Annotated in this window: 7 protein-coding genes; all 7 read right to left on the bottom strand. The window is 69.5% G+C overall.

Translation table 11 applies throughout. The features are described 5' to 3' along the window. Positions 1–91 precede the first annotated feature (91 nt). Entirely contained in the window at positions 92–1,300 is a 1,209-nt protein-coding gene (gene metK, locus AB0I10_RS27415) for a methionine adenosyltransferase (protein ID WP_363155298.1), read from the bottom strand. 283 nt (positions 1,301–1,583) lie between these two features. Further along, the gene (coaBC, locus tag AB0I10_RS27410; protein ID WP_363155297.1) at positions 1,584–2,819 is read right to left on the bottom strand and encodes a bifunctional phosphopantothenoylcysteine decarboxylase/phosphopantothenate--cysteine ligase CoaBC; all 1,236 of its coding nucleotides are present in this window, start codon (positions 2,817–2,819) and stop codon (positions 1,584–1,586) included. A 95-nt stretch (positions 2,820–2,914) separates the two neighbouring features. Further along, positions 2,915–3,187, bottom strand: coding sequence for a DNA-directed RNA polymerase subunit omega (gene rpoZ, locus AB0I10_RS27405; RefSeq protein ID WP_005319902.1), 273 nt, complete (start codon positions 3,185–3,187; stop codon positions 2,915–2,917). Positions 3,188–3,259: 72 nt separating this feature from the next. Continuing rightward, positions 3,260–3,877 (bottom strand): guanylate kinase, encoded by a 618-nt coding sequence (gmk, locus tag AB0I10_RS27400; protein WP_363155296.1) that lies wholly within the window; start codon positions 3,875–3,877, stop codon positions 3,260–3,262. Positions 3,878–3,914: 37 nt separating this feature from the next. Next, positions 3,915–4,238, bottom strand: a complete 324-nt coding sequence (locus AB0I10_RS27395) for an integration host factor (RefSeq protein WP_006607450.1) — start codon at positions 4,236–4,238, stop codon at positions 3,915–3,917. Positions 4,239–4,454: 216 nt separating this feature from the next. Next, entirely contained in the window at positions 4,455–5,327 is an 873-nt protein-coding gene (gene pyrF, locus AB0I10_RS27390; RefSeq protein ID WP_363155295.1) for an orotidine-5'-phosphate decarboxylase, read from the bottom strand. Then, entirely contained in the window at positions 5,324–6,439 is a 1,116-nt protein-coding gene (locus tag AB0I10_RS27385; protein WP_363155294.1) for a quinone-dependent dihydroorotate dehydrogenase, read from the bottom strand. The genes pyrF and AB0I10_RS27385 overlap by 4 nt, the downstream gene beginning before the upstream one ends. Positions 6,440–6,477 lie beyond the last annotated feature (38 nt).

Here is a 6,477-nt window from a genome sequence, read left to right as displayed (position 1 = left end):
CCCACCGCCCCCCGGCCCCCCGTAACCCCCACCGGCCCCGGCCCGCCAAGGGGACCGGGGCCGTGATCACATCCAGCGGCGGTACGAAGCCTTACAGGCCCGCGGCCTTGCGGAGGGCATCGACGCGGTCCGTGCGCTCCCAGGTGAAGTCCTCCAGCTCGCGGCCGAAGTGGCCGTAGGCGGCGGTCTGGGCGTAGATCGGGCGGAGCAGGTCGAGGTCGCGGATGATCGCGGCCGGGCGGAGGTCGAAGACGTCGCCGATGGCCTGCTCGATCTTGTCGGTGTCGACGGTGGCGGTGCCGAAGGTCTCCACGAACAGACCCACCGGCTCAGCCTTGCCGATCGCGTAGGCCACCTGGACCTCGCAGCGCGACGCCAGGCCCGCCGCCACCACGTTCTTGGCGACCCAGCGCATCGCATACGCGGCCGAGCGGTCCACCTTGGACGGGTCCTTGCCGGAGAAGGCACCACCACCGTGGCGGGCCATACCGCCGTAGGTGTCGATGATGATCTTGCGGCCGGTCAGGCCGGCGTCACCCATCGGGCCGCCGATCTCGAACCGCCCGGTCGGGTTGACCAGCAGCCGGTAGCCGTCCGTGTCCAGCTTGATGCCGTCCTCGACCAGCTGGTTAAGGACATGCTCCACGACGAACTCGCGGATGTCCGGCGCCAGGAGGGAGTCCAGGTCGATGTCGCTGGCGTGCTGCGAGGAGACCACGACCGTGTCGAGCCGGACCGCCTTGTGGCCGTCGTACTCGATGGTGACCTGGGTCTTGCCGTCCGGACGCAGGTAGGGGATGGTCCCGTTCTTGCGGACCTCGGACAGACGCTTGGACAGACGGTGCGCGAGATTGATCGGGAGCGGCATCAGCTCCGGCGTCTCGTCGCACGCGTAGCCGAACATCAGGCCCTGGTCGCCGGCGCCCTGCCTGTCCAGCTCGTCGTCATCGCCCTCGACACGGTTCTCGTACGCGGTGTCGACGCCCTGGGCGATGTCCGGGGACTGTGCGCCGATGGAGACCGAGACGCCACAGGAAGCGCCGTCGAAGCCCTTCTTGGACGAGTCGTAGCCGATGTCCAGGACCTTGTTCCTGACCAGGTTGGGGATATCGGCGTACGCCTTGGTCGTCACCTCGCCGGCCACGTGCACCAGGCCGGTGGTGATCAGCGTCTCGACGGCGACCCGGGAAGCCGGGTCCTCCTTGAGGAGCGCGTCGAGGATGGTGTCGCTGATCTGGTCAGCGATCTTGTCGGGGTGGCCCTCGGTGACAGACTCCGAGGTGAACAGGCGGCGGGACACATCGCTCCCTGGGGTTGCAGCGGCTGCTGGCTGATCATTGGCGGAGGGGCCGAGAGCTGCGCTCGGCCCGGTCCACGGCCAGTTTATCGGTCGTATGTGACGTTCGGACACGCAGTCTCGATTTATGGACCCCACGTGACCTGGGACACCACGACGCACGATAGGACGATCACCTTGAGAATCGGTCGGGTCAAGAGGGCACGCCGGTGTCGATGGGGCCGATGAGGCGGACCAGGGCGATTGCCGGGTGATGACGGGGATCGACGGGGTGATGGCCGCGTGATCAGGGGCGGGGCTCCGGGAGGCGGGGCGCGACGAGGTCCCACACCGTTTCGGCCAGGTCTTCCTTGGGACCGTACGGGACCGGGGTCTCGGTGCCGTCCGTGGCGAGGATCACCGCCTCGTTCTCGGCCGAGCCGAAGGCCTTGTGTTCCCCGACCTCGTTGACGACCAGCAGGTCACAACCCTTGCGGGCGAGCTTGGCGCGGCCGTTGGCGAGGACGTCGTCGGTTTCGGCGGCGAAACCGACGACAAGCTGACCGGGACGGGCCCGATCGGTGGAAATCTCGGCGAGGATGTCCGGATTACGGACCAGGGTGACTGGATCCGGCTCCTTGCCGTCCCTCTTCTTGATCTTGCCGGTGGCGTAGACGGCCGGTCGGAAATCGGCCACGGCGGCGGCCATGACGACCGCGTCGGCGTCCGCGGCGGCCTTCAGGACCGCCTCCCGCAGCTGGACGGCGGTACCGATGCGGACCACGTCCACCCCGGCCGGATCGGGCAGCTCGGTGTTGCCCGCGACCAGCGTGACGCGGGCGCCGCGGGCGACCGCCGTACGGGCCAGGGCATAGCCCTGCTTGCCCGAGGAGCGGTTGCCCAGGTAGCGCACCGGGTCCAGCGGCTCGCGGGTGCCGCCGGCGCTGATGACGACATGCCGGCCCGCGAGGTCCTGCGTCAGCGCCCGGTCGCCGTGGGCCAGGCTGCTTCTCCGCAGAACGTGGCGGCAGAGTTCGAAGATCTCGGCCGGGTCGGGGAAGCGGCCCTTGCCGGTGTCGACGCCGGTCAGCCGGCCGACCGCGGGGTCGATGACGATCGCGCCGCGGCGCCGCAGGGTGGCGACGTTCTCCTGGGTGGCGGGGTTCTCCCACATCTCGGTGTGCATCGCGGGCGCGAAGATCACCGGACATCGGGCGGTGAGGAGGGTGTTGGTCAGCAGGTCGTCGGCGAGGCCGTGGGCGGCCTTGGCCAGCATGTCGGCGGTGGCGGGGGCGACCACGACGAGGGCGGCGGCCTGGCCGATGCGGACGTGCGGGACCTCGTGGACGGATTCCCAGACCTCGGTGGAGGCCGGGTTGCCGGACAGCGCCGACCAGGTGGCCTCGCCGACGAAGTGCAGCGCCGCGGCGGTCGGCACGACCCGTACGTCATGCCCGGACTCGGTGAGCCGCCGCAGCAGCTCGCACGCCTTGTACGCGGCGATCCCGCCACTGACCCCCAGGACGACCTTGGGCTTGTCCATCGCCTCTCCCCACGCTCTTCTTCCGTACGTACCCCATGACACACCACGGGCCCGACAGCTGCGCTGCCGGGCCCGTGGTGAGGTGATCGTGGTGCTTACTGAGCCGGGCCCTCAATGGCCTCGGAGGTCAGCAGACCCGCGTTGATCTCGCGGAGCGCGATCGACAGGGGCTTCTCGTGGACGTGCGTGTCGACGAGGGGGCCGACGTATTCGAGCAGGCCCTCGCCGAGCTGCGAGTAGTACGCGTTGATCTGGCGCGCGCGCTTGGCGGCGTAGATCACGAGGCTGTACTTCGAGTCGGTGGCCTCGAGAAGCTCATCAATGGGCGGGTTGATGATGCCCTCGGGTGCGGTGATGGAAGAGGACACTCTCTACCTTCCGAAGGGGGATGAAGCCGGGGTGAAACTCAAAAAAATCCGGCGGTCTGGGGATTCGCGGGATCAGCCGCTGATGTTCTGGTCCCCAGGTCGACGCAGCATCAAGGCTAGCAGCTCACGGCTGACGTCCTCGACGGAGGTGTTGACAAGCGTCACATCGAACTCCGTCTCCGCGGCCAGTTCGACCTTGGCGGCCGCCAGTCGGCGCTCGATGACCTCGGGGGCCTCGGTGCCCCGCCCCGTGAGCCGGCGGACCAGCTCGTCCCAGCTCGGCGGGGCCAGGAAGACCAGATGGGCTTCCTCCATGGACTCGCGGACCTGGCGGGCGCCCTGCAGATCGATCTCCAGCAGGACCGGCTCCCCGGCCTCCAGACGGTCCAGGACCGCCTTTCGCGGGGTGCCGTAGCGGTTGCCCGCGAATTCGGCCCATTCCAGCAATTCGCCGTTGGCGATCAGCTTGTCGAATTCCTCGTCCTCGACGAAGAAGTACTGGACGCCGTGCCGCTCCCCGGGGCGCGGCTTGCGGGTGGTGGCCGAAACCGAGAGCCAGACCTCGGGGTGGACTTTGCGCAGATGCGCGACGACCGTGCTCTTGCCGACCCCCGAGGGGCCGGAGAGCACGGTCAGTCGCGGACGGACGTCCGGGGGCGCGGGGGTCGTCCCCCGGGATGTTGCAGCCATGCAGCGATTATTCCAGCTTCCCGGTATTGCCGGAAATTCAGGAAGCGGTGCTGCCGAACTCGCGCTCCAGCGACGCAATCTGGTTGGAGCCAAGACCCCGTACGCGGCGGCTCTCGGAGATCCCGAGCCGCTCCATGATCTGCTTGGCGCGGACCTTGCCGACGCCGGGCAGGGACTCCAGGAGGGCGGAGACCTTCATCTTGCCGATGACGTCGTTCTCCTGGCCCTGCTTGATGACCTCATGGAGGGATGCACCGGAGTGCTTGAGCCGATTCTTGACCTCGGCGCGCTCCCGGCGAGCCGCGGCGGCCTTCTCGAGCGCGGCTGCGCGCTGTTCAGGGGTAAGGGGCGGAAGAGCCACGCCTACGTCACCTCGGATGTAGAACTGTCGGATATCGGACCGGTGTGGAACCTAGTCGCCCCGCACCTGCGGAGCAACGAGCAACGCCTTTACGTGCGGTGCTCTCGTCGGAGACTAGCGGGCAAGGGCGCCAGAGTCAGCGAGAACAGACGAAAAGTCCTGGTCAGACTCTGCTGACCAGGACATTTCGGGACCAAAGTCCCGGCCGGAAGCCCCTTAAGCGGCCCCTGTCCCGACCGCCGAGCGCACTTCGTCGGTAAAACGAGCCGCCGCAGCGCGCAGAGCCGCGGCGTCCGGGCCGTGCCGCAGCACTCCCCGGCTGACGCTCGGCACGACATTGCGGACCGCGTCCCCGAAGACGGTGGGGAGGTCGGCGGGGGTGGCGCCCTGCGCGCCGATGCCGGGCGCGAGCAGCGGGCCGTTGATCGCCAGATCGAACGAGGAGAGATCGCCGAGCGTGGCGCCGACGACCGCGCCGAAGGAGCCCAGCGGCTCGGCACCGGCGTTCTCGGCCGCGAGGTGGCCGAGCATCGTCGCGGCGACGGTGCCGCCGTCGGCACGTACGGCGCGCTGCACCTCCTGGCCCTCCGGGTTGGAGGTGAGGGCGAGGACGAAGACGCCGCAGCCGTTCAGCACAGCTGCGTCGAACGCCGGACGCAGCGACCCGAAGCCCAGGTACGGGCTGAGGGTGACGGCGTCGGAGAACAGCGGGCTGCGCGGGTTGAGGTAGGTGTCGGCGTACGCGCCCATGGTGGAGCCGATGTCGCCGCGCTTGGCGTCCATGAGGATCAGCGCGCCGGCCTCGCGGGCCTCGGTGAGGGCGGTCTCCAGGACGGCCAGGCCCTTGGAGCCGAAGCGCTCGAAGAACGCGGACTGCGGCTTGAAGACCGCGACCTGGTCGCCGAGGGCCTCCACGACGGTACGGGTGAACCGCGCCAGGCCCGCGACGTCGTCGTTCAGGCCCCAGTCGGCCAGCAGCGAGGCGTGCGGGTCGATGCCGACGCAGAGCGGGCCGCGGGTGTCCATGGCGTGGCGCAGCCGGGCACCGAAGGGGGCGGAAGGGGCAGAGGGGGCGGAGTCGAGAGTCATGCTGCGGTCTTCTCCTCTCGGACGGAGGCACCGACGGCCTCGGCGAGCGTGGTGTACGGGCTGTTGCGCAGGCGGGCGGCCAGCCCCTTGTGGACGGCGCGGCACCAGAACGGGCCCTCGTAGATGAAGGCGCTGTAGCCCTGGACGAGGGTGGCGCCGGCCAGGATGCGCTGCCAGGCGTCCTCGGCGTTCTCGATGCCGCCGACCCCGATGAGGGTGATCCGGTCGCCCACGCGGGCGTACAGGCGGCGCAGGACCTCCAGGGAGCGCGCCTTGACGGGGGCGCCGGACAGGCCGCCGGTCTCCTTGACCAGGTCCGGGTCGGAGGTCAGGCCCAGGCCGTCGCGGGCGATGGTGGTGTTGGTGGCGATGATGCCGTCCAGGCCCAGTTCGACGGCGAGGTCGGCGACGGCGTCGATGTCCGCGTCGGCGAGGTCCGGGGCGATCTTGACGAGGAGCGGGACCCGGCGGTCGGTGACCGTACGGTCGGCGGCCTCGCGGACGGCGGTCAGCAGCGGCCGGAGGTGGTCCGTGGCCTGGAGGTTGCGCAGCCCCGGGGTGTTCGGCGAGGAGACATTGACGACCAGGTAGTCGGCATGGGTGGCGAGCCGCTCGGTGGAGGTGACGTAGTCGCCCACCGCCTCGTCCTCCGGCACGATCTTGGTCTTGCCGATGTTGACGCCGACGGTCGTGCTGAAGACCGGGTTACGGGCGGCCAGGCGGGCCGCCACGGATGCCGAGCCGTCGTTGTTGAAGCCCATGCGGTTGATCAGCGCGCGGTCCGGTACGAGCCGGAACAGGCGCTTCTTGGGGTTGCCGGGCTGGGGCTGGGCGGTGACGGTGCCGATCTCGACATGGTCGAAGCCGAGCATGGTCATGCCGTCGATGGCGACCGCGTTCTTGTCGAAGCCGGCGGCCAGCCCGAAGGGGCCGTGCATCCGGCGGCCGAGCGCCTCGGTGCGCAGCTCCTTGTGGCGGGGCGCGAGGGCGGCCGCGACGAAGGTGCGCAGCACGGGGGTACGGGCGGCCAGGCGGATCCAGCGGAAGGCCAGGTGGTGGGCCTTCTCGGGGTCCATGCGCTTGAAGATCAGGCTGAAGAAGAGCTGGTACATGGTGGTGTCCTCAAGAAGAGGGGGACACCTTCCGGTGT

The sequence above is a fragment of the Streptomyces sp. NPDC050636 genome (assembly GCF_040654775.1).
In the GTDB taxonomy this organism is placed as follows: Bacteria; Actinomycetota; Actinomycetes; order Streptomycetales; family Streptomycetaceae; genus Streptomyces.
This window is presented reverse-complemented; position numbering and strand designations above follow the sequence as displayed.